Source organism: Cellulosimicrobium sp. ES-005, assembly GCF_040448685.1.
Taxonomy (GTDB): Bacteria; Actinomycetota; Actinomycetes; order Actinomycetales; family Cellulomonadaceae; genus Cellulosimicrobium; species Cellulosimicrobium cellulans_G.
Genome location: NZ_CP159290.1, coordinates 2,249,839 through 2,269,644 on the forward strand (window position 1 = coordinate 2,249,839; position 19,806 = coordinate 2,269,644).

The 19,806-nt window shown below is 75.1% G+C and carries 15 protein-coding genes; 6 read left to right on the top strand and 9 right to left on the bottom strand.

Annotated features, from left to right (window positions below; translation table 11 throughout):
- Window positions 1–73 precede the first annotated feature (73 nt).
- The 3 genes from ABRQ22_RS09920 to ABRQ22_RS09930 form a co-directional block, all read right to left on the bottom strand.
- Window positions 74–1,270 (bottom strand): nucleotide pyrophosphatase/phosphodiesterase family protein, encoded by a 1,197-nt coding sequence (locus ABRQ22_RS09920; RefSeq protein ID WP_253049093.1) that lies wholly within the window; start codon window positions 1,268–1,270, stop codon window positions 74–76.
- A complete protein-coding gene (locus ABRQ22_RS09925; protein WP_253049090.1) occupies window positions 1,267–1,860 on the bottom strand; it encodes a DUF5998 family protein in 594 nt (197 codons plus the stop codon). The genes ABRQ22_RS09920 and ABRQ22_RS09925 overlap by 4 nt, the downstream gene beginning before the upstream one ends.
- Window positions 1,861–1,931: 71 nt before the next feature.
- Entirely contained in the window at window positions 1,932–4,742 is a 2,811-nt protein-coding gene (locus tag ABRQ22_RS09930; protein ID WP_253049087.1) for a GNAT family N-acetyltransferase, read from the bottom strand.
- Window positions 4,743–4,957: 215 nt separating this feature from the next.
- Between ABRQ22_RS09930 and ABRQ22_RS09935 the strand changes: the two genes are divergently transcribed.
- From ABRQ22_RS09935 to ABRQ22_RS09960, 6 genes are all read left to right on the top strand, one after another.
- A complete protein-coding gene (locus ABRQ22_RS09935; protein ID WP_353709393.1) occupies window positions 4,958–7,408 on the top strand; it encodes a DNA topoisomerase IV subunit A in 2,451 nt (816 codons plus the stop codon).
- 100 nt (window positions 7,409–7,508) lie between these two features.
- Window positions 7,509–8,831, top strand: a complete 1,323-nt coding sequence (locus ABRQ22_RS09940; RefSeq protein WP_253049081.1) for a SpoIIE family protein phosphatase — start codon at window positions 7,509–7,511, stop codon at window positions 8,829–8,831.
- Between the two features lie 136 nt (window positions 8,832–8,967).
- A complete protein-coding gene (locus ABRQ22_RS09945; RefSeq protein ID WP_353709394.1) occupies window positions 8,968–10,011 on the top strand; it encodes an alcohol dehydrogenase catalytic domain-containing protein in 1,044 nt (347 codons plus the stop codon).
- Window positions 10,012–10,036: 25 nt separating this feature from the next.
- Window positions 10,037–10,444, top strand: a complete 408-nt coding sequence (locus ABRQ22_RS09950) for a cupin domain-containing protein (protein ID WP_353709395.1) — start codon at window positions 10,037–10,039, stop codon at window positions 10,442–10,444.
- Between the two features lie 86 nt (window positions 10,445–10,530).
- Window positions 10,531–11,409 (top strand): helix-turn-helix transcriptional regulator, encoded by an 879-nt coding sequence (locus ABRQ22_RS09955; RefSeq protein WP_353709396.1) that lies wholly within the window; start codon window positions 10,531–10,533, stop codon window positions 11,407–11,409.
- Between the two features lie 9 nt (window positions 11,410–11,418).
- Window positions 11,419–11,988 (top strand): sugar O-acetyltransferase, encoded by a 570-nt coding sequence (locus tag ABRQ22_RS09960; RefSeq protein WP_353709397.1) that lies wholly within the window; start codon window positions 11,419–11,421, stop codon window positions 11,986–11,988.
- Between the two features lie 42 nt (window positions 11,989–12,030).
- On the opposite strand, the gene ABRQ22_RS09965 is transcribed toward ABRQ22_RS09960, so the two are convergent.
- From ABRQ22_RS09965 to ABRQ22_RS09990, 6 genes are all read right to left on the bottom strand, one after another.
- Window positions 12,031–12,753 carry a lysoplasmalogenase gene (locus ABRQ22_RS09965; RefSeq protein ID WP_253049067.1) on the bottom strand — a complete coding sequence of 241 codons (723 nt, stop codon included), beginning with the start codon at window positions 12,751–12,753 and terminating at the stop codon, window positions 12,031–12,033.
- A 71-nt stretch (window positions 12,754–12,824) separates the two neighbouring features.
- Window positions 12,825–13,499: a lysophospholipid acyltransferase family protein gene (locus ABRQ22_RS09970; RefSeq protein WP_253049064.1), complete on the bottom strand. Its 675-nt coding sequence runs from the start codon at window positions 13,497–13,499 to the stop codon at window positions 12,825–12,827.
- On the bottom strand, window positions 13,489–14,721 hold the full coding sequence (locus ABRQ22_RS09975) for a glycosyltransferase (protein WP_353709398.1): 1,233 nt from the start codon (window positions 14,719–14,721) through the stop codon (window positions 13,489–13,491). Before ABRQ22_RS09975 ends, ABRQ22_RS09970 begins: the two co-directional genes overlap by 11 nt.
- A 149-nt stretch (window positions 14,722–14,870) precedes the next feature.
- A complete protein-coding gene (locus ABRQ22_RS09980) occupies window positions 14,871–15,257 on the bottom strand; it encodes a nitrite reductase (NAD(P)H) small subunit (RefSeq protein ID WP_353709399.1) in 387 nt (128 codons plus the stop codon).
- A complete protein-coding gene (gene nirB, locus ABRQ22_RS09985; RefSeq protein ID WP_353709535.1) occupies window positions 15,254–17,809 on the bottom strand; it encodes a nitrite reductase large subunit NirB in 2,556 nt (851 codons plus the stop codon). Before nirB ends, ABRQ22_RS09980 begins: the two co-directional genes overlap by 4 nt.
- A 360-nt stretch (window positions 17,810–18,169) precedes the next feature.
- Window positions 18,170–19,612, bottom strand: a complete 1,443-nt coding sequence (locus ABRQ22_RS09990; protein WP_353709400.1) for a helix-turn-helix domain-containing protein — start codon at window positions 19,610–19,612, stop codon at window positions 18,170–18,172.
- Between the last annotated feature and the right edge of the window lie 194 nt (window positions 19,613–19,806).

Sequence of the window (19,806 nt, forward strand, 5' to 3'; positions counted from 1 at the left end):
GTCGGTGCGGGTCGGTCGGTGCGGTCGCGGGCGGCCGCGTCGTGGCGTGGCGTGGCGCGGGGCGTCGCCGGGGTCAGGTCCCCGCGACGAGCAGCGGGACGCGCATCTCGCGCTCGGTGAGCGAGCCGTGCACGCCGACGAGCGCGAGCGACGCAGGCGTCTGGGTGCGCGAGTCGACCACCGTGGCGCGGCCGCGCAGCGCGACGATCACGTCGCCCGCCGCCGCGACCGCCTCCGGCCGCGGGTCGGGCCCGAGGAGACCCAGGGCGAGCACCTCCTCGCGCTCGAGGACGAGCGCGTCGTCGCCCAGGACGTCGCGCCAGCGCGCCGCGACGGCGGTCGTCTCCCCCGGCTCCGTGTAGACGTGCACCGCGCGCGGCTCGCCGCCGACGAGCGCGACGCCCCGCGCGAGCACCGGGTCCGTGGCGACGTCGCGACGCAGGGCCGGGTCGACGTCGACCATCCCGTGGTCCGCGGTGACGAGCACGAGGGTGCCGCGCGGGACCGACCGGGCGAGGCGGGCGAGCTCGCGGTCGAGCGCCTCGAGCTCGTCGCCCCACTGCCAGGACGTGCTGCCGTGGTGGTGCCCCGCCTTGTCCACCTCGCCCCAGTACAGATAGACGAGGCCCGGCCGGGACAGGGCCCGCACCGCGGCGTCGACGCGCGCCCCGAGTCCCTCGGCGGCCGCGTACGCCCCTCCCCGCAGGGCGGCGACCGTCATGCCGGACCCGGCGAACCGCGCGGGGCCGGTCGAGGTCACGGCGAGGTCCGCCGCGGCGAGCCGCTCGAGCACGGGCGTCTCGCGCTGGAGCTCCGCGGGCGGCGGGGCGCCGTCCCACGACACCATGTTGGCGAGCCCGCCCGTCGCCGGGTTGCGCTGCGTGTACCCGAGCATGCCGGTGCGGCCGGGTGCCGTGCCGGTGCCGAACGCGCCGATCGCGGCGGCCGTCGTGCTGGGGAAGGTCGAGGTGAGCGCCCGCGCGTCGGGCAGGAGCGAGCGGAGGAACGGCGCGTGCCCGGCGCGCTCCGCGAGGTTGACGTGCCCCAGCCCGTCGACGAGGACGACGCACACCCGCTCGGCGCGCGGCAGGTCGAGCGCCGAGCGCGCTTCCTCGCTCCCGAGTCCCGTGGCGGTCGCGAACCGGACGCCGAGCGCGCCCGCCGCCCCGGGGAGCACGGCGGCGAGGCCGCCGAGCCCGAGGTCGGGCGCGAGCAGGCCCGCGGGGAGCGCGGGGGTGGCAGGGGCCTCGTCCGTGCGTGCCTCGCTCACCGGGCGCTGTGCCTCGCGGTGGCGCGCGAGAGGGCGCGCGCGAAGTCGACCGCGGCGCGCACGGCGTCACGACCCTCCGCCTCGGCGCTCACGCGGACGACGACGTCGTCCGGCGTGATCTGCCCCGTGAGCCCGTGGTCGGCGTCGCAGCTCGGGTCCGCGCACCCTGCGGGCTCGAGGTCGACGCGCGAGACCGCGCCCCAGCCGAGGGCGAGCGTCACCTCGAGCGGGGCGGCGCCCGCGCGGTGCTCGTGCGGCTCGGCCACGACGTGCGTGAGCGACACGGACCGCACCTCGGCCAGCGGCACCGACTCGGTCGTGGCGGCGGCGGACGCGGACGGGTTCTCGCTGTCGGCCGGGTGGTCGTCGACGTGCGCCGTGACGAGCCGCGTGGGGGTCAGGACGAGCACGGTGAGGTGCCGGCGCACCTCGGACGCGTCGAACGTCGTCTCCGGGAGCACGAGGTGCGAGACGATCTCCTCCCCCGCGACCGCGAGGTCGAGGACGTCCGCGACGAGCTCCGGGTAGTAGCCGGCGCGGTGGAGCTGGGTCGTCAGGTCGGTCCAGGGGTTCGAGGTTGCTGAGGGCACCCGCGCATTCTCCCATCCGGCGAGCGGCCGCGGCCACCCGCTCGTACCGCCTGTGGACGGACGACCGGACGTCAGCCCGGCAGCGCGCGGCGCAGCGCGTCGGCGCGCTGGGCGTCCGCGAGCGTGACGCGCGCGCTGAGCACCGCGGCCTCGTGCTCGGACACGACGACGGGGTAGAGCTCGAGGCTGCGCACCTCCGGCAGGTCGTCTGCGAGCACGGACACCCGCGCCAGGACGTCCTCGAGCGCGGCCGTGGCCACGACGTGCGTGCCCATGTACCCGAAGAGCCGCGGCGCCGCCCGCACCGAGCGCACCATGGCCGCGACGTCCACGTCGGTCAGCGGCGGAACCCCGTACGCGACGTCGCCCAGAAGGTCGACCGCGTCACCCGCGAGGCCGAACGACACGACCGGCCCGAAGAGCTGGTCCTCCGTCGAGCGCACCACGCACGCGACGCCCGCGTCGGCCATCGCCTGCACCTCGAACGGCTGGTCGGCGGCTCCGGGCAGCACGGCCGCGAGCGCCTCGCGCATCTGCGCGACGTCGGACCGCAGCTCCGCCTCGTCCGCGATGTCGAGGCGCACGCCGCCGAGGTCCGCGCGGTGGCGCAGCCCGGCCGCCGTGCTCTTGAGCGCGACGGGCCAGCCGATCTCGCGCGCGGCCGCGACGGCCTCGTCGGCGGTCCGGACGCGGCGGGCGGGCCACACGCGGACGCCGTAGCACCCGAGCAGCTCGGCGGTCGTCGCGGGGTCGAGGTCGATGGCGTCCCGGCCCGCCAGGGCGCTCTCGACGAGGGCGCGGGCGCGGCTCGCGTCGACGCCCGCGGGGCGCACCGGCGTCCCGTGGTCCGCCTCGCGCCAGCGGGCGTAGCGCACGACGGCCCCGAGCGCGGCGACCGCGTCCTCGGGCGTGGAGTAGGCCGGGACCCGCAGCAGGACGTCGGACGCACCGCCCGACGCGTCGGGCGCCGGGGCCGCGAGCTCGTCGGTGAGGCCGTGGAGCCCGAGCATGCTCGCGACCGTCGTGCGGCCCGTGCGCGCCGCCGCGCGCGCGACGGCCCGGGAGAGGTCCTCGCGGCGCGGGTGCACCACGGGGACCTGGACCACCACGACGACGTCGCACGCGTCGGGCGCGTAGAGCGCGTCGACCGTGGCGGCGAGCTCGTCCGACGACGCGTCCTCGGGCAGGAAGTCCGACCGTGCGACGACGAGACCCGCCGACGACGACGCCTCCGCGACGAGCGCGGCGAGCGACGCCGAGCTGGCGAGGATGCCGACGCGGCGCCCTCCCGGGAGCGGCTGGTGCGCGAGGAGCTGGGCGATGTCGATCATGTGGTGCGTGTTCTCGGCCCGGATCACGCCCGACTGGCGCAGCATCTCCTCGAGCGTGCGGCGGGGCGCCCGCGTCGAGCGCACGGCATGGCCCGGCGGCACGACCTGGCCGGAGCGTCCGGCCGTGACGACCACGACGGGCTTGACCGACGCGAGGCGGCGCGCGATGCGCGAGAACTTGCGCGGGTTGCCGATCGACTCGAGGTACAGGCAGACCACCTGCGTCGCGGCGTCGTCCTGCCAGTACTGCATGAGGTCGTTGCCCGACACGTCGGCCCGGTGCCCCGCGGACAGGAACGACGACACGCCCAGCCCGCGTCGCGCCGTGGTCGCGAGCAGCGTGACGCCCATGGGCGCCGACTGGCTGAACAGGCCCACGACGCCGGGCAGCGGCAGGTCCTCGGCGAGCGTCGCCGCGAGCGCGGGCCGCTCGCGGGTCTCGCCCGTGCGCAGCAGGCCGTAGCTCGCGGGCCCGACGACGCGGAGCCCCGCCGTGTGCGCGACGCGCAGGAGCTCGCGCTGGAGCGCGAGCCCGTCCGGCCCGGTCTCGGCGAACCCGGCGGACAGCACGACGACGCCGCGCACCTCGTGGCGCGCGAGCTGGCGGACCGCCTCGATCGCGTCCGAGGGCGGCAGCGCCACGACCGCGAGGTCCACGGGGCCCGGGACGTCGGCGAGGGTCGCGTGCGTGCGGGGCGCCGCCCCGCCGTCGGGCCCGCCCACGCCGGCACCCACCACGTGGACGGTCACGTCGGGGCTGCGCACGAGCGCGGCCAGGGCGCGGTGCGCGAGGACGCGGTCGAGGGGCGCGCCGTCGGGGTCCTGGCCGTCGTCGACCGGCGCGCCCGGACCCACGAGCACGACGCTCGTCGCACCGAGCAGCCCCTGCATGCTGCGCGCCTCCGCGCGGTGCTCGCGGTCCGCCATGACGGCCCGCGACCGTTCCGTGGGGTCGAGGTCGACGCTCACCTGGACGAACCCGTCGTCCATCTGCTGGCGCACGTCGTACCCGGCCTCGCGGAAGACGGCGAGCATCTTGCCGTTCTGCGGCAGCACCTCGGCGGTGAAGCGCCGCACGCCGCGCTCGCGCGCCGCCGCGGCGACGTGCTCGAGCAGCACGGACCCCAGCCCTCGGCCCTGCGCCGAGTCGGCGATGTTGAAGGCGACCTCGGCCTCGCTCGCGCCCGTGCGGTCGAAGCGCGCGACGCCGATGATGTCCTCGCCGACGTCGCCGGCCCTCTCCTCGCCGGCCGGTTCCGCGGGTCCGGCCGCCTCGTCGCGCGGACGGACCGCGACGAGCGCGACGCGGTCGACGTGGTCGACCCGCGTGAACCGCTCCAGGTCGCGCTCCGAGAGCCGTTCCATGGGGGCGAAGAAGCGCAGGTACGTCGAGCGCTCGGACTGGCCCACGTGGAATCGCTGGAGCGCGTCGGCGTCCTCGGGGCGGATGGGGCGCACGTGCGTCGTCGTCCCGTCGCGCAGGACGACGTCCGCCTCCCACTCCACCGGGTACCGGTCCGGGCCCCGCCCGGCTGCGCCGCCGTCGCTCACGCCCCCAGGCTATGCGGTGGGCGGCGCGGTGCGCCTGCGCCACCCCGGCCCGACCAGGGAGGACAATGGTCCCTCGACAGGCGACGCGACGCGGCGTGTCGGACGGTTGGCGTACCCTCGCGTGCGGCGCGCGACCGCAGCACGTCACCACCGGCGCACGCCGGCACAGATCCCGCGCCCTCGCGGCGCACCGAACGGCAGGAGCCCGCAGGCACATGGCGCGCAAATCCTCGACCCCCTCGCTCGACCCGGCCGAGGTGAACGAGAAGATCGTCGACGTCGACGTCCAGGCGGAGATGGAGACGTCGTTCCTCGAGTACGCCTACTCCGTCATCTACTCCCGCGCCCTGCCCGACGCGCGCGACGGCCTCAAGCCCGTCCAGCGCCGCATCCTCTACATGATGGCCGACATGGGCCTGCGCCCCGACCGCGCGCACGTGAAGTCGGCGCGCGTCGTCGGCGAGGTCATGGGCAAGCTGCACCCGCACGGGGACGCCGCGATCTACGACGCGCTCGTGCGCCTCGCGCAGGACTTCTCGCTGCGCCTCCCGCTCGTCGACGGGCACGGCAACTTCGGCACGCTCGACGACGGCCCCGCCGCCTCCCGGTACACCGAGGCGCGCCTCGCTCCCCCGTCGCTCGCGATGACGGCGGGGCTCGACGAGGACGTCGTCGACTTCGTGCCGAACTACGACAACAAGCTCCAGCAGCCCGAGGTGCTCCCGGCGGCGATCCCCAACCTGCTCGTCAACGGGGCGTCGGGCATCGCGGTCGGCATGGCCACCAACATGGCGCCGCACAACCTCGTCGAGGTCGTCGCCGCGGCACGCCACCTCGTCGCGCACCCGGACGCCGACCTCGACGCGCTCATGCGGTTCGTCCCCGGCCCCGACCTGCCGACGGGCGGCAAGATCGTCGGTCTCGACGGCGTCCGCGACGCCTACCGCACGGGCCGCGGCACCTTCCGCACGCGCGCCACCGCCCGCGTGGAGAACCTCACCGCGCGCCGCAAGGGCATCGTCATCACCGAGCTGCCCTACCTCGTCGGCCCGGAGAAGGTGATCGAGAAGATCGCCGAGGGCGTCAAGACGAAGAAGATCCAGGGCATCACCGCCGCGACCGACCTCACGGACCGCGAGCACGGGCTGCGGATCGTCGTCGAGGTGAAGACGGGCTTCAACCCCGAGGCCGTGCTGGAGCAGCTCTACAAGTTCACGCCGCTCGAGGACTCGTTCGGCATGAACAACGTCGCGCTCGTCGACGGGCAGCCGCGCACGCTCGGCCTGCGCGAGATGCTCGACGTCTGGGTGAAGCACCGCATCACGGTCATCGAGCGCCGATCGAGGTACCGGCTGCGCAAGCGGTCCGAGCGGCTCCACCTCGTGGACGGCCTGCTCATCGCCATCGTCGACATCGACGAGGTCATCCAGGTGATCCGCTCGTCCGACGACGCCGCGACGGCCCGCGGGCGCCTGCAGACCGTGTTCGACCTCTCCGAGCCGCAGGCCGAGTACATCCTCGAGCTCCAGCTCCGCCGCCTCACCAAGTTCTCGCGCATCGAGCTCGAGAAGGAGCAGGAGACGCTGCGCCGCGAGATCGAGGAGCTCCAGGAGATCCTCGGGAGCGACGCGAAGCTGCGCGCCGTCGTGTCGGCAGAGATGGCGGACGTCGCCAAGACGTACGGCACCCCGCGCCGCACCATCCTCCTGGAGTCGGCCGGCGCCGCGCCGACCACGACCGCGGCCGTCCCGCTCGAGGTCGCGGACACGCCCTGCTGGGCGCTGTTCTCCGCCACCGGTCTGCTGGCCCGCACGAGCGACGAGACGGAGCCGGCGCGCTCCGGCCCGCGCGCCGCCCACGACGTGCTGCGCGCCGCCGTCCGCACGACGGCGCGCGGTGAGGTCGGGCTCGTCACGAGCCGCGGGCGGATGGTCCGCGTCTCCGTGCTCGACCTGCCCGCGCTGCCGCCCACCGACAGCGCGCCGAGCCTGTCCGGCGGCGTGCCGCTCAGCGAGGTCGTCGCGCTCGCGCCCGGCGAGGAGGCCGTGACGATCGCGTCGCTCGACCCCGACGCTCCCCCGCTCGCCCTCGGCACCGCACAGGGCGTCGTCAAGCGCGTCGCCCCCGGCGACGTGCCGAGCAACCGCGACGACTGGGAGGTCATCGGCCTCAAGGACGGCGACACCGTCGTCGGCGCGGCGCCCGCGACCGACGCGGACGAGGTCGTGTTCGTCAGCACCGACGCGTCGCTGCTGCACTTCGACGCGTCCGCGGTGCGGCCCCAGGGGCGTGCGGCCGGCGGCATGGCCGGCATCCGGCTCGCGGACGGCCACCGGGTCGCGTTCTTCGGCGTCGTGCCGGCCGACGTGCGCGACCTCGGGGTCGTCGTCACCGTCGCCGGGTCGTCGGGCGCCCTCGCGGGCACCCAGACCGGGGCCGGCAAGGTCACGCCGTACGAGCTCTACCCCGGCAAGGGCCGCGGCACCGGCGGCGTCCGGGCGCAGCGGTTCCTCAAGGGCGAGGACGCGCTGATCCTCGCGTGGGTCGGCCAGGGTCCCGCCCGCGCCACAGGCTCCGGCGGCCAGGCCGTCGACCTGCCGGAGGTCGACCAGCGCCGCGACGGGTCCGGCACGCCGCTCGCCTCGCCGGTCACGGCCGTCGGGTAGCTCGCGGACGACGGCCCCCTGGGGGAACGCCCGGGCGCCCCGAGCAGGCGTCGAGGTCGCTCGCCCTTGCGAGTGCCCGCGAGAGGCGCAGGCTCGTGGTGTGGCAGGGAACCAGGGGGGCGCCGTCCGGACGCCTCGCGACGCGGACGGGGCCGCCGGCCCCGTCGACTACCACGCCGTCTTCGCGGTCCTCACGGCGCCCAAGGCCGTGCTCTCCCCGGACCTCACGGTGCTCGACGCCAACGAGTCGCTGCTGCGCACGATCGACGTGCCCGCGAGCGCCGTCGTCGGCCGCCACTACCTCGACGTGTTCCCCGCTCACGGCCCCGACGGCAGCTCCGTCGAACGGGTCGTCCGGTCGCTCGAGAGGGTCGCACGCACGGGCCGCCTCGAGATGATCGGGCCGCACCGGTACGACCTGCGCCGCCCCGACGGCAGGTGGGCCGAGCGGTGGTGGATCACGACCAACCTCCCCGTCCTGGACGCGGGCGGTCGGGTGTCGGCCGTCGTGCACCGCGCCGAGGACGTGACGAGCGTCGTGCTCGCGCGCGGCCCCGCGGCGCCCGACACCGGCCGGGGCGAGGTGAGCGACTGCCCGGACGCGATGTCGCTCGTCGACCGCGCGCTGCTCCTCGGCTCGTCGGTCGACCGCTACGCCGAGGTGATCACGCGCGAGCGGAGCGCGTCGCTCGCGATCCAGGACTCGATCCTCACCCCGCCCCCCGACATTCCGGGGCTGGCGATCGACGTGCGTTACCGGCCGGCGGTCCCCGAGGTGCACGTCGGCGGCGACTGGTACGACGCGTTCGTGCACCCCGACGGCGAGACGACCGTCGTCGTCGGCGACGTGACCGGGCACGACGTCGCCGCCGCGGCCCACATGGGCCACCTGCGCGGCGTCCTCCGCTCCGTCGCCTTCGCGACCGACGCCGGCCCTGCCACCGCGCTCGACGCCGCCGAGCAGACCGCCGAGGGGCTCGGCCTCCAGGCGCTGGCGACGGTCGCCGTCGCGCGCATCGGCGCCCCCGGACCTGCCGGACGGCGCGCGGTCCGCTGGGCGAGCGCCGGGCACCTCCCGCCGGTCGTGCGCCGCGCGGACGGGACCGCGCACCTGCTCACGGCGCGCCCGTCGCCCATGCTCGGCGTCGGGCTGGGCGGCCCGCGCACCGAGCACGAGGCGTCGCTCGACCCGGGCGACACGCTCCTGCTCTACACCGACGGGCTCGTCGAGCGCCGGGACCGGTCGTTGCGCGAGGTGCTCGACGAGCTCCCGGGCCGGGTCGAGGGGCTCGGCGACGTGGCCCCCGAGGAACTGCTGGACGCGCTCCTCGCGGAGCTCGTCCCCCACGGCGCCCAGGACGACGTCGCCCTCGTCATGGTGCACGTCGACGACGGGGAGCCTTCCACCGGGCCCGATGTCTGACCGTCCCCCGGTCGCTGCACCGATCCGGTCGTGGGAGGTACTGCCAGAACCCTGTAGGAGCGGGACTCCCAGGAGTACGCGCACCCGGTGTCGAATGGTGATCGCACCCAGTTCCCCACCGGCAACGGAGAGCTCCTTGAAGGCCACCGTCATCTACGGCGCGCGCGACGTCCGCGTCGAGACCCGCCCCGACCCGACGATCGTCGAGCCGACCGACGCGATCGTGCGCGCGGTGCGCGCGTGCGTGTGCGGGTCCGACCTGCACCCCTACCGTTCCATGCCGCACACCGACCAAGGCGTCCCGATCGGGCACGAGCTCCTCGGCATCGTGGAGGAGACCGGTTCTGCCGTCACGACCGTCCGCGCGGGCGACCTCGTGATCGCGCCGTTCGCGTGGTCGGACAACACGTGCCCCGTGTGCCGCGACGGCTTCCAGACCGCGTGCCCGCACGGCGGGTTCTACGGCAACCCCGGCGACGTGGGTGGCCAGCAGGCCGAGCTCGCGCGCATCCCGCTCGCGGACGGCAGCCTCGTCGCCGTGCCGGACGTCGACGAGACGAGCCCGCTCCTCCCCTCGCTGCTCACCCTCTCGGACGTGTACCTCACCGGCTACCACGCGGCGCACATGGCGCGCGTCTCCGCGCAGACGACCGTCACCGTCATCGGCGACGGCGCCGTCGGGCTGTCCGCCGTGCTCGCCGCACGGCAGATGGGCGCCGAGCGCATCATCCTCATGGGCCGCCACACGTCGCGGACCGACCTGGGGCGCGAGTGGGGCGCGACCGACGTCGTCGCCGAGCGGGGCGCCGAGGGGATCCAGCGGGTCCGTGACCTCACCGGCGGCCTGGGCAGCCACGTCGTGCTGGAGGCCGTCGGGCACATGCCCGCCTACGAGCAGTCCTACGGCGTCGTGCGCGCGGGGGGCGTGATCAGCCGCGTCGGCGTCCCGCAGTACGAGGACGGACCGGTCGGGTTCGGCTCGCTCTTCGGCCGCAACATCACGCTCACCGGCGGGCCCGCACCCGTCCGCGCGTACCTCGAGGACGCGATCCCGCAGGTGCTCCGTGGCGAGATCGACCCCGGCCGGGTGTTCGACAAGACCGTCGCGATCGACGACATCGCCGAGGGTTACGCCGCGATGGACCGCCGCGAGTCCCTCAAGACGCTCGTCGCGTTCTGAACGACGTCCTGACAGGAGGAGAGACATGAGCACCGAGAGGCAGCCGACGACGCCGACCGTGAAGGGACCCGCCTCGTGGTTCACCGGTGACGTCTGGTTCAACTCCTACTACGCGGGCACGGAGCCGTCGCGGGCGCGCCTGAACCTCGTCCGCTTCGCCCCCGGCGCGCACACCGCGTGGCACCGGCACGCCGTCGGGCAGACGCTGCACGTCACCGAGGGGTTCGGCTACGTGCAGTCGCGGGGCGAGGAGGTCGTCGAGCTCCGGCCGGGCGACACCGTCTACACGCCCCCGGGCGAGTGGCACTGGCACGGCGCGAGCGGTGACAGCTTCCTGTGCCATCTCGCGCTGTGGGAGGCGCCCGCGCCCGGCGTCGACGAGCCCGAGACGACGTGGGGCGACCTCCTCGCCCCCGAGGAGTACCCGGGCTGACGTGCCCCCGCGCGGGTGGGAGGCCACGGCACTCCCGCCCGCGCGGCCCGCCGTCGTCCCGACGTACCGTGAAAGACGTGGAGGCCATGGACAACCGTTCCGAGGTGCGCGAGTTCCTCATGAGCCGCCGGGCCCGGGTGACCCCCGAGCAGGCCGGCATCGAGACGTTCGGCGGCCGTCGCCGCGTCGCGGGGCTGCGCCGCGACGAGGTCGCCCGGCTCGCCGGCGTGAGCGTGGACTACTACACGCGGCTCGAGCGCGGAAACCTGCGGGGCGTGTCCGACGTCGTGCTCGAGTCGGTGGCGCGTGCCCTGCTCCTCGACGCGGCCGAGCGCGAGCACCTGCTCGACCTCGCGCGCACCGCGAACCCCGTCGGCGCCCGCCCGCAGCGCGGCCACGGCGACACCCCGGTACGCCCCGAGCTGCAGTACCTGCTCGACGCGATCACGACGGCGCCCGCGTTCATCCAGAACAACCGCATGGACCTCGTCGCGGCCAACGCGCTCGGGTACGCGATGTACGCGCCGATGACCGCGGGCTCCGCGCGCCCGGCGAACTTCTCGCGGCACATCTTCCTCGACCCCGCGTCGCACGACTTCTACCCCGACTGGGACCGCGCGGCGTGGACGAACGTCACGATCCTGCGCCGCGAGGCCGGCCGCAGCCCGCACGACCGGCGCCTCCAGGCCCTCGTGGGCGAGCTCTCGACGCGGAGCGAGCGGTTCCGCGAGCTGTGGGCGTCCCACGACGTGCGCCGGCACTACGCCGGGCAGAAGACGTTCCGCCACCCCGTCGTCGGGGACCTCGAGCTGCACTACCAGACGCTCGAGCTCCACGGCGACCCCGGGCTCGGCATGACCGTGTACACCGCGACCCCCGGCTCCCCGACCGAGGAGTCGCTGCGCCTGCTCGCGTCCTGGGCGGCCGCCGAGGCCCCGGCCACCGCGCCGTCGCGCACCGACTGAGAGGAACCCATGGACCTGGACGACCTGCTGGCCGAGCTCGACGCCGGGCGGACGATCCCCGGCGGCTCGCCGCTGCACGCCGTCATGCACCGCACCAGCCAGGAGGCGCTGCGCATCGCCGGCGAGCTCAACGGCGCGTACCGCTCGCCCGAGCGCGTCCGCGAGCTCCTCGCGGAGCTGACGGGCAGGCCCGTGCACGAGTCCGTGACCCTCTTCCCGCCGTTCACGGCCGACTTCGGCAAGAACATCACCCTCGGCCGGGACGTCTTCCTCAACTCCGGCTGCCGATTCCAGGACCAGGGCGGCATCACCGTCGGGGACGGCTGCCTCATCGGGCACAACGCCGTCCTCACGACGCTCAACCACGACCTCGACCCGGCCCGGCGCGCCGACATGCACCCCGCGCCCGTGGTCCTCGGCCGCAACGTGTGGCTCGGCGCCAACGTGACCGTCCTTCCCGGGGTGACGATCGGGGACGACGCCGTCGTCGGGGCCGGCTCCGTCGTCACCCGGGACGTCCCCGCACGCACCGTCGTCGTCGGCACGCCCGCGCGCGTCGTCCGCTCGCTCGACGCCTGAGGTCGGATCAGCGGCAACCGGATCAGCGGGCACCGGCGAGCGTCACGTCGATGCCCACGCGGCGCCGCCCTTCTCCTCGACGGGGGCCGGCGTGGCGCGCTCCCGGCGCAGCACGCCGAGGACGAGGAGCACCTGCCCGACGACGTAGGTGAGCATCACCCAGAAGCCGTGCGCAGGAAGGGCGTACCACGGCGCGAACGCGTTGAGGGCGATGAGCGCGTCGGACACGAGGAACACCGCCCCGCCGACGGCCGCGAGGCGGTCGACGCCCGTCGCCGTCACGGCCATCAGCACGAGGCACGCGCCGTACACGACGACCGGGACGAGCAGCGACCCGGCACCGGGCGCGCACGCGACGACGAGTGCGACGAAGGCGAGCAGGTACGGCGCGAGCGCGAGCGGGCGACGCAGCACCGACCCCGCGCGGAAGGGCCAGAACGCGAGTGCGTACGTCACCTGGGCGCACAGGAAGAACCCGACCATGACGAGGAACGCCGTGTCGCCGTCGGCGAGGTCGGGGGCCGTGTCGCCGAGCCACGAGAAGCCCAGCGCGACGAGCGTGAGCCGGACCAGCCGCGAGCGCCGGCCCGGGCCGTCGCCGTCGCGTCGTCCGCCGTCGCGTCGTCGCGTGGCGAGCCACAGGCAGGCCGCGAGGAGGGGCATGAGGAACCACTGCGACGCGTCGGCGAGCGTCGAGGCGCCCGCGAGCTGCGCGGCGAGGTGGACGAGGGTGAGCAGGGCGAGCGCGCCCCACGCGGCGAGCATGGGTGTCGGGACTCCTTCGGTGGTGCTGCCGGCACCGTTGCTGGGACGAGCGATTGTAGGCCCGGGAGTCCTCACCGCCGGGCGACGTCGTCGGGAGCCCCTGCGACGACCGACTCCATTGCCGCCCGGCAGCGGGCGAGGAGCTCGGCGATGTCGGCGGGAGCGGCGCCGCGGGGATGCTCGGCCGGGAGGATCGTCAGGCGGATCGGCGGCCGGGGACGCCACCACGGCCGGCGGCCGTAGGTGAAGACCATCGGCACGACGGGCACGCCCAGCCGGCAGGCGTACACGAACGCGCCGCGCCGGAACGGCCGCAGCGTCGTGTCGTACATGACCAGCGCGCCCTCGGGGAAGAAGTGGACGCCCTGGCCGGCGTCGACGGTCCGCCGCAGTCGCGCCTCGAACGCGGAGAGCTCTCCCGGCCCGCGGGGCAGCGGGACGGCGAGCAGGTGGCTGACCAGGACGCCCGCCACGGGAAGGTGGAAGTTCGAGGGCTGCGAGACGACGGCGGTGCGCCGGCCGCGGTGCTGTCCGGCGACCCACGGGCCGTCCAGGTAGTGCACGTGGTTGGCGACCGTGACGACCCCGCCGCGCTCGCCGGCGAGGTGCTCGCGCCCCGTGACCCGGAGCCCGTGGACGACGTACCCGTACCACCGCACGACGGCCATCGCGACGTCGAAGAAGACCGCGTCGAAGCGGCTCCAGAGCCGCGGCGCCGCCGACCCGTGACCGCGGTCAGCGCTCATGCGAGCGCCCCGGCGCCCGGCCCGCGGCGTCGTCCCGGTCGACCGGCGCGGGGTCGACCGCGCCGCCTCCCTCGAGAACGGCCTGGCGCAGCATCTCCTCGATCTGCGGGACGCACACGTCGAGCGCGTGCTCCCGGCCGACCGCCGCGTACGCCGCACCCATGCGGGTCCTCTCCTCGTCGTGCTCGATCCAGTAGTCGATCGCGCGCGCGAGGTCTGCGGCGTCCCCGGCACGGAAGAGGCTGCGCTCGTCGAGCGCGAACTGCCCGGTCGCCGACGCACGGGAGTCGGAGATCACCGGGACGAGGCCGGTGGCGACGGCCTCGAGGCAGCCGAGCGCCTCGATCTCCGCGTCGGCGGCGTGCACGTACAGGTCGCTCATGGCCAGCACGTCCCGCAGCGAGTCCTGGGCGAGGAAGCCGATCCGCGGCGGGTGCGGCAGGCTCGCGCCCTGCTGGGCGTACCTCTCCGCGAGCGGACCGCGCCCGGCGAGCACGAGCTGGATGCGGTCGGCGTGCCGGGAACGGCCGACGGCGTCGAGGAGCACGTCCTGCCGCTTCTCGCGCGAGAGCCGCCCGGTCATGGTGATGACGAACCGGCCCGCCAGGTCGGCGCTCTTCGGCACCGTGCGCGGGACGAACCCGGGGTCGACGCCGTTGGACACCACGTGCAGGGTCGCCCTGTACCGGTGGTCGCGGAGCTCCCCGGCGATGAACCGGCTGGGGCAGTGGACGTGCCCGAACCGGTCGTAGAACGGGCGGAACACCGCGTACACGAGGTCGTTCAGCGGGGCGACCCGCCCCAGGCCGAGGCTGTAGGTGACGTTCTCCGGCTGCACGTGGAACGCGGCGGTGGACGGGACGCCGAGCGCGTCGGCGAGCCGCTTGGCCCGGGAGCCGAGCCAGAACGGTGACATGACGTGCGCGACGTCGGCCCATCCCAGGGCGTCGCGCAGCACGTCGTCGTCGGGCTGAGCGAGCACCCACCCCTGGCCAGCGATCACCCGGTTGAAGCCCGGGACGCCGAGCGCTTCGAGCCGGTAGTGCACGACGTCGTCCGCCGAGGTCTCGTGGGCGGCATCCCCCGGGCGGACGGCGCCGCGGCAGCACGCGACGCGCACCTCGTGGCCGCGCTCGCGGAGGGCGACCGCGAAGCGGCGGGCCGAGATCGTGGTCCCGTTGGTGGGATCCTCGAACTGGTCGATGACGAGCAGGACGCGCACCCGCGGCTCCCTTGCGACGCGCGGCGCGTGGTCCGCGCCTGCTGACGGGGATGCCGTCAGGCTAGGGGATCACCCGTGGCCTGGGCCGGACCGCCGGGCGCGTGTCGTGCCGTGCTCGCGGGGCGACCTTCCGCGCGCGTGCCCGCCGGTCAGGGCGAGGGCGCGGACGCCCCGGGCGCGTCGGCGACCAGGACGCGACCGTCGCGCACCTGCGCCGCGAAGACCGCCAGCGGCCTGCGGTCCTTGCCCCCGGCGTCGAGCACCTCGCCGGTGTCGACGTCCCACACCTGCTTGAGCATGGGCGTGGTGACCGTGTTGACGTCACGCTCCGCGCCGTCGTCGCCGGTCACGCGGTGCGTGCCGACGAGGCCGCGCGACATGACGTTGGCGCCCGAGTACGGGTCCCGCTGCTGGACGGCGCGCACGGTGCCGTCGGCGAGCCGGAAGACCGCGACCTGGGTGTCGCCCAGGAGCGCGCCGGCCCCGCGCTCGGGGTCGAGGTCGTCGAGCGCGCAGATGTCGACGAACGTGCTCATCGGGCGTCCTCCAGCTCGGCGCGGGCCGCGGCGAGCGCGACGTCGCGCGCGGCACGTGGGTCGGGGTAGGCGTCGGCGTCGCCCTCGGCTGCGGGTCGGACCTGGCCGCGCTCGGGGACGAACGCGAGGTCGCCGTCGATCGCCTCGGGCGCGTTGACGAACGGCGTGAACTTGCGCAGCTTGGCCGGGTCGGCGAGCGTCGCGCCCCACTCGTCCTCGTAGTCGCGCACGTGCTCGGCCATCGCGGCCTCGAGCTGGTCCGCGATCCCGAGCGAGTCCTCGACGACGACGCGCCGCAGCTCCTCCAGCCCGCCCGCGCGCTCCGCGACCCACGGCGCCGTGCGCTGCAGGCGGTCGGCCTCCTGGACGTAGAGCATGAGGAACCGGTCGACGTAGCGGACCAGCGTCTCGTCGTCGAGGTCCTCGGCGAGGAGCTGGGCGTGCGCCGGCTGGGCCCCGCCGTTGCCGCCGACGTAGAGGTTCCAGCCCTTGTGGGTCGCGATGACGCCGACGTCCTTGCCCCGCGCCTCGGCGCACTCGCGCGCGCACCCGGAGACGCCGAGCTTGATCTTGTGCGGCGAGCGGAGCCCGCGGTAGCGCAGCTCGAGCCGGACCGCCATCGCCGACGAGTCCTGCACGCCGAACCGGCACCACGTGCGCCCGACGCACGTCTTCACCGTGCGCAGCGACTTGCCGTAGGCGTGCCCGGACTCGAAGCCGACGGCCGTCAGGCGCCGCCAGATCTCCGGGAGCTGGTCGAGCCGCGCGCCGAACATCGCCAGCCGCTGGCCGCCGGTGACGCGCACGTAGAGCCCGAAGTCGTCGGCGACCTTCGCGAACTCCAGGAGCTGGTCGGCACGCACCTCTCCCCCGGGCATCCGTGGGATCACCGAGTACGTACCGTTCTTCTGCAGGTTCGCCATGACGTGGTCATTGGTGTCCTGCAGCGCGGCCTGCTCGCCCTCCAGGACGTGCCCGCGACGCAGCGTCGAGAGGATCGAGGCGACCGTCGGGCGGCAGACGGCGCACCCGCGCCCCGTCCCGTGCGCCGCGACGACCTCGGTGAACGTGCGCAGCCCCTCCTCGCGGACGAGCCGGTACAGCGTGGCGCGGGACATCGCGAAGTGCTCGCACAGCGCGTCCGAGACCGTGACGCCCGCCCGGGAGAGCTCGGCGTTCAGCAGCTTGGTGAGCGCAGGCACGCACGACCCGCACACCGTGCCGGCCGTCGTGCACTCCTTGACCTGACCGATCGTCCGGCACCCGTGCTCGGTCACGGCCGAGCGGACCGTCCCGGCGTCGACGTTGTTGCACGAGCAGACGACGGCCTCGTCCGGCAGCTCGGTCTCGGCCAGGCCCTCGCCGTCGGGCGCGATGACGGCGGCGGGGTCGGCGCCGAGCGGGCGCCCGAGCAGGGGCCGCAGCGCGGGGTAGAGCTCGATGTCGCCGACGAACACGCCGCCCAGCAGCGTCGTCGCGTCGTCCGAGAGCACCAGCTTGCGGTAGCGGCGGTGGATCGGGTCGACGAACGACACCTCCAGCGCGCCCGCGCTCACCGCGTTCACGTCGCCGAACGACGCGGCCTCGACGCCCACGCCCTTGAGCTTGGTGCCGTCGTCGGCGCGGCGGTGCACGCGCTCGCCGCCCAGGAAGCGGTCGACGACGACGTCCGCCATGTCGTTCCCCGGCGCGACCAGGCCCGCGCACACGCCGTCGACCGACGCGCACTCGCCGATCGCCCACACGCCCGGGTCGGAGGTCTGGCACGCCTCGCCGACGACGACGCCGCCGCGCTCGCCGATGGCCAGGCCGGCCTCACGCGCCACGCGGTCGCGCGGGCGGATGCCCACGGAGAAGACGACGACGTCCGTCGGCAGGGCGGACCCGTCGGTCAGCTCGACGGACCCTACGGACCCGTCGCCCGCGGGCAGGAACCGGTGGGCGCCCGCGCCCGTGCGCACCGTGACACCGAGGTCCTCGATCAGCAGGCGCAGCATCTCGCCGCCGCCCTGGTCGAGCTGGACGCTCATGAGGCGGTCGGCGAACTCCACGACCGTGGCCTCGGCACCCAGGCGCTGGAGCGCCGCCGCGGCCTCGAGACCCAGCACGCCACCGCCGACGACGACGCCGCGCACCGCCCGGCCCAGCGTCCGCTCGCGGAGGCGCACCCACTCGGCCAGCCGCTCGACGTCGTCCAGCGTGCGGTAGGTGAACAGGCCCGGCAGGTCCGTGCCCTCCGCGCGCGGCGTCCACGCCCACGATCCCGTCGCGAGCACGGCGCGGTCGTAGTGGACCTGGCGGCCCGAACGCGTCGTCACGACGCCCGCCGTGCGGTCGAGCGACGCGACCGCGTCGCCCGTGACGAGCGTGACGCGCGGGTCGTCCCACACGGCGCCGTCGAGCGTGAGCGCCTGGGCGTCGCGCGTGTCGAACCACTCCGACAGGTGCACGCGGTCGTACGGCTCGTGCGGCTCGTCGCCGATCACCGTGAGCGACCAGCCGCCCTCGGGGTCGCGCGAGCGCAGGCCCGCGACCAGGCGGTGGGCCGTCATGCCGGCGCCGACCACGACGATCCGGTCGCCGTCCAGGGGACCGCCTGCGGCGGGCGCGTCCGCGTCCGACGGGGCGTGAGAGAGGGGGGCCACGGGGAGCACTTTCGAGAGGCGGGGGCTGCGTCGAGGTCCCGGTCGGTGTGCGACCGGAACCCTGCTCCCGACCCTAGGGGAGGTGGTCCGACCACATCAGCCGTCTGGGACCAAGGTCCTCACTACCCCCATCGAAGGCCATCGCGTCCTGCCCCGGTGCGGTCGGGACGGCACGACGCCGCGCCCCCGGGACGGGGGCGCGGCGTCGGTCGGTGGGCGCGTCCGGCGTCGGCCAGGTGGCCGGACGGGCGGGCGCGACGACGTGCGTCAGGCGTTCGCGAGCTCGCGGTCGTCGTCGGCCACGGGCCGCTGGTCCTCGAAGCGGCGCACGACACGGCTCACGGTCGACCGCGACGCCGAGACCTTCTGGGCGATCTCGCCCTGCTTCATGCCCTGGCGGGCGAGCTCGACGATGCGGCGGTCGCGCTCCGCGGTCGGGTCCTCCTCGCCGACGGGGGTGTCGTCGGCCTCCGTCGCCGGGGCCGACGCGCCGGTCGATCCGCCGACGAGGTCGAAGACTTCGACGCGCCGGGTGTGACCCGTCACGGCCGGGGGCTCCACGACCGGCGCCGAGGTGTCCTCCTCCGGGACGGGCTGGTCCCAGGGGAGCGGCTGGGCGCGCCCGAACAGCTCCTTGACCCGCGCCTCGAGATCGGGGAGCGCCTCGAACGCCGTCTGCGGCACGTAGGGCTTCTCGTCGTCCGCCTCGTCCACCGGCTCGTCGTCCTGCGCGACGGCGGGTGCCTCGACCGGCGCGAAGGCCTCCGGGCTCTCCTGGTCCGACGCGGCGGAGGCCTCGTCCGGGACCGGCTCGGCGGCCGGCGATGCCTCCTCCGCCGCGAGGAGCTCGGCGTCGCGCGCGGGCTCCAGCGCAAGGGTCTCCTGGCGGTGCGCCTCGACGAGCCCCTCCGCGGGTGCCACCGTCCGGGCGACCACCACCGCGGGAACCTCCGACGCCGCAGGCGCCTCGGCCGACCCGCGCGCGGTGCCGCGCTTCACGGAGCTCGCCCCGATCAGGTCGAGACGGTTGCCGTGGCGCTCCGCGGCCTCCAGGCGGTCGACCCAGACCTGCATGCGGCGCTCGAAGTCCTCGACCGTGAGCAGCTTGAGCGCCGCGTCGCGCGCGGCGCGCTGCCGCTCGTGCGCGGCCCGGACCTTGCGCAGGTCCGCGGGCGAGCCAGCGCTGTCGGCGCGCGCGTCGCGCCACTGCTCCAGCGCGGAGACGTACCCGTGCACGCGCAGCTCACGACGCCGCTCCTCGAGCGTGTGGCCCGTCACCATGTGCCGCTCCCCCACGAGGGCGAGGTGCCACATGAGCGCCGCCACCAGCGGCGGCACGAACCGGAACACCACCATGTACGGGGTGCTCGCCGTCGGGACCGCCACCTCGTGCAGCGCGGCGAACAGACCCGACGTGCCCGAGAGCACCCACGTCAGCGCGAGGAGCACGCCGTACGGGCGGCCCTCCAGCGCCGCGTTGCGCGCCATGAGCGCCACCGCGACGAGGCTGATCTCGAGGAAGCCCGCGAGCCCGTACGCCTCGAGCGGCGACATGTGCGCCACCTCGAGACCGAACAGGACCATGCCGCTGTACGCCAGCGCCGTGGCGATGGTCGCCGCGATGACCACCGCGACCATCGGGAGGTGCCGGCCGCGGTAACGCACCTGCCGCGGGGAACCGCCCGCGCCGGTCTGGTCCTGCTGTGTCACGTCATCCTCCGAAAAGTGGTGTGGGCGCACATATCCCAACACTCAGGACACTCCTCGTCAACGCACCGGAAGGATCGAAACCTGATCGTAAACAGCGATCGCACGGACGATGCCACCACGGTGGGCTCAGCGGGCCCGAGTCTCCGATTGAATCGGCCGTGACGATCTGAACGGCGCGACCCACGCTCATCCTG

Coding starts and splice junctions, on each gene's coding strand:
- ABRQ22_RS09935 (WP_353709393.1), top strand. CDS start 4,958: ATGGCGCGCAAATCCTCGACCCCCTCGCTCGACCCGGCCGAGGTGAAC.
- ABRQ22_RS09970 (WP_253049064.1), bottom strand. CDS start 13,499: ATGAGCGCTGACCGCGGTCACGGGTCGGCGGCGCCGCGGCTCTGGAGC.
- ABRQ22_RS09965 (WP_253049067.1), bottom strand. CDS start 12,753: ATGCTCGCCGCGTGGGGCGCGCTCGCCCTGCTCACCCTCGTCCACCTC.
- ABRQ22_RS09955 (WP_353709396.1), top strand. CDS start 10,531: ATGGACAACCGTTCCGAGGTGCGCGAGTTCCTCATGAGCCGCCGGGCC.
- nirB (WP_353709535.1), bottom strand. CDS start 17,809: ATGACGGCCCACCGCCTGGTCGCGGGCCTGCGCTCGCGCGACCCCGAG.
- ABRQ22_RS09950 (WP_353709395.1), top strand. CDS start 10,037: ATGAGCACCGAGAGGCAGCCGACGACGCCGACCGTGAAGGGACCCGCC.
- ABRQ22_RS09980 (WP_353709399.1), bottom strand. CDS start 15,257: ATGAGCACGTTCGTCGACATCTGCGCGCTCGACGACCTCGACCCCGAG.
- ABRQ22_RS09960 (WP_353709397.1), top strand. CDS start 11,419: ATGGACCTGGACGACCTGCTGGCCGAGCTCGACGCCGGGCGGACGATC.